This is a genomic window from Pararhizobium sp. P1_E7 (assembly GCF_056405855.1).
Genome location: NZ_JBFUBH010000177.1, coordinates 1 through 2,232 on the forward strand (window position 1 = coordinate 1; position 2,232 = coordinate 2,232).

Annotated in this window: 2 protein-coding genes and 2 pseudogenes; 3 read left to right on the forward strand and 1 reads right to left on the reverse strand. The window is 55.5% G+C overall.

The features are described 5' to 3' along the window. Nucleotides 1–80: 80 nt before the first annotated feature. From AC1D17_RS28575 to AC1D17_RS28585, 3 genes and pseudogenes are all read left to right on the forward strand, one after another. The gene (locus AC1D17_RS28575) at nucleotides 81–323 is read left to right on the forward strand and encodes a type II toxin-antitoxin system ParD family antitoxin (RefSeq protein ID WP_071835911.1); all 243 of its coding nucleotides are present in this window, start codon (nucleotides 81–83) and stop codon (nucleotides 321–323) included. Beyond that, nucleotides 320–613, forward strand: coding sequence for a type II toxin-antitoxin system RelE/ParE family toxin (locus AC1D17_RS28580; RefSeq protein ID WP_477568578.1), 294 nt, complete (start codon nucleotides 320–322; stop codon nucleotides 611–613). Before AC1D17_RS28575 ends, AC1D17_RS28580 begins: the two co-directional genes overlap by 4 nt. A 161-nt stretch (nucleotides 614–774) precedes the next feature. Next, nucleotides 775–948, forward strand: a pseudogene (locus AC1D17_RS28585) (ISKra4 family transposase); the annotation flags it as partial. Nucleotides 949–1,601: 653 nt separating this feature from the next. Here AC1D17_RS28585 and AC1D17_RS28590 read toward each other — a convergent pair. Beyond that, a pseudogene (locus AC1D17_RS28590) lies at nucleotides 1,602–2,232 on the reverse strand (YoaK family protein); the annotation flags it as partial.

Genomic DNA, 2,232 nt, shown 5'->3' on the forward strand with positions numbered 1-2,232 from the left:
GTTCCGACCCCATGTAGATGTGGGAATATTTGACAAACTTTGCCAAAATGGAATATGATCCCTTCAAATGGAGGTTTCCGATGGCGACCATGAACGTATCTCTTCCAGACCCGATGAAGGATTGGGTGGAGGCGCAGGCCAGGACTGGGCGATATTCGAACGCTAGCGACTACGTGCGCGACCTGATCCGACGCGACCAGACACGAAACGACAAGATTGCCGCCATGCAAAGTTTCGTCGAGGCCGGGCTCCAAAGTGGCGTTGGCATTCGATCAAAGGATGAACTCTTTGCCGAGGCGATGGCTCGTGCCAGCAAGTCGTGAGTCTTAAACTTTCTGTCGAGGCGGAAGAAGACATCATTGCGATCGCCGACCAGGGTGCCCGTATGTTCGGAGTAGACCAGGCAAAACGCTACCACGATGAACTTTTCGCACTATTTGATCTGATAGCTGCTAATCCACGCATCGCACGCGAACGGAATGAGATCGAACCGCCCATCAGAATTCATCCCTTCAAAGCACATCTCATCGTCTATCGGGTTGAAGATGATGAGAAAATTTTCGTAGTGCGAATTCGCCACGGGCATGAAGATTGGGCAAGTGTTTCAATGTAGCGCCACGGATGGAGCTGTGGGGTTTGGTGTGCCTTAGGTTCGAATTGGTTCAAGGCGTAGGAAGACACGAGGAGTATGTTTCATTCATGTCGGCATCGACAAGGCGTCCCACCCCTTTTGTCACGGTATCCATCAAGGTCTTGTTGAATTCGTCTTGCAGGTCGAGGCGCTTTACCAAAAAGCAGCAGATGCAATGGAGCAAGGTCGGCGCCCATCTTCTGTTGCAGACGAGAACACAAACGCTCGACGGTTCTCTGCGATCAGCATTCGAGAAGTGGTATCCGGGCGTGGCAAATGACGATCTCAAGGCTGTCGAAGAGCGGACGGTCGCCTGAACGCCACACAATTCCTCCTGCTCTCCAAAAAGAATAACCGGACGGGCTGTCGTATCTCTCCAGCAGTTGCGTTAGTCTTGCCCAATGCAAACGGCAAGGGGCACGTTTCATTGGAGCCCCAAAAACACCGACCTGGCTTTTCTGATCGACTGACCGCCCAAACAAAGTCCCTTCGCGACATCGCAGATCTCCGGCAGCCGACAAAGGCGCGCGACATCGTGCTCAGCCAGATCGAGGCGGTCCCCTTCTCCGGACCGGTGACATACGCACTCTGGGGGCGTCTTCGGTCAGCCTGGGGCACTTCTCGCGCCAGTGTGGGCGGGCGGCGTCATGGGCGAGGACAGGCAGGTCATCGGCATGCCCTTCGGTCGCGATCGGCCAGTTCCGCACTGGACTGCCGAGCAAGCGCCGTTCCACCAGAGATCGTCCCAGAGCTCAGCGAACCGCACACTCCAGCGCCCAATCGCTCTGTAGTTGCCCGTGCACTCAAGGATCATTCCGCGCGGGTAAATCGCCCACAGCGAGTCGATCACACTTGGATGGCAGTCAAATCTCCGCCACCGACACGTCACCGCCCTGCTTTAAGATAGACGCCTTCGGGGCGTTCGAAAACTTCGATCAAAAAACGACCGAGCTTTTTTGCATCAGAGCGATCGCCAGAGCCGCCTTAGGTGAGCTGACATGTCGTCGAGGATGGGCACGGCCGCCAGCACGAGGAGAATGGCCGCCAGAAACAGTGTCATGGCAAAGCCGAAGTGCTTGAATCCCACCGCCCCGATGATGCCACCGGTAAAGAATAACGTGACGAGAAACGCCAGCAGCTTCAGCTTCTGACGATCTGCTCGCACGAACGGCTTCTCCGAGTTTTCTCGTGATGCGTTCCAGTAGAACAGTTTGCCAAGCTCGATACCGATGTCTGTAACCATCCCGGTGACATGCGTCGTGCGAATTCTAGCTTCCGACAATTTGGTTATGATGGCATTCTGTAAGCCCATGATGAAGCACAACAGCATGACGGTCATGGGCATAAACAAAGCTGCATGACGTACGAGGTGACCTCCGAGCAGCCCAAAGCAAATTAGCAGGACAGCTTCCAACCCGAGTGGAAACGCGTACTCGCTCTGCAGATGCTGACGCCGGCCCCAATTGACCAGCACCGCCGAACAAGCCGCGCCGGCGACGAATGACAGCACGGCGCCAAATCCGGAAAGCACCAGCACGACATTGCCGAGGACTATGTTGTCGGCTATCGATGACACGATGCCGGACATGTGGGACGTGTAC

Excerpts from the sequence above, each read along its gene's own strand:
- AC1D17_RS28575 (WP_071835911.1), top strand. The coding sequence starts at position 81 with ATGGCGACCATGAACGTATCTCTTCCAGACCCGATGAAGGATTGGGTG.